Raw genomic sequence first — 282 nt, 5'->3', positions numbered from 1 at the left:
ACTCTATACTGCCCGCCCCAGAGCATTTGCGCGCAAGGAATCAACCTCAATGCGGAGTCTTCCGTTCGTTTTGCTGCTTTGCGTCGCTGTTCAGTTGAGCGGCTGTGCCGCCTATCGCAACTACGATCTTGAAATGCAGCAGACCACCGAGCAAATGACCCGGGGCAATCTGACGGGGGCTCTGGCACTGGTGGAAATGAACAACCCGTGGGAAGACAAGGATCTGCTGTATTACCTGGAAAAAGGCGCGATCCTCAGCGCTGGCAGTGCCCTGCCCGACAG

The 282-nt window shown here is 56.7% G+C and carries 1 protein-coding gene; it reads left to right on the top strand.

Annotated elements, in window-relative coordinates; genetic code table 11:
* Positions 1-49: 49 nt before the first annotated feature.
* Positions 50-282 (top strand): hypothetical protein (locus AAEY83_RS14190; protein WP_351059830.1); only part of this gene is annotated, 233 nt, incomplete at its 3' end.

It is taken from the genome of Psychrobacter sp. TB20-MNA-CIBAN-0197 (assembly GCF_040309765.1).
Taxonomy (GTDB): domain Bacteria; phylum Pseudomonadota; class Gammaproteobacteria; order Pseudomonadales; family Moraxellaceae; genus Psychrobacter; species Psychrobacter submarinus.
The sequence above is the reverse complement of the archived record's forward strand: the minus strand, read 5'-3'. Positions and strand labels throughout refer to the sequence as shown.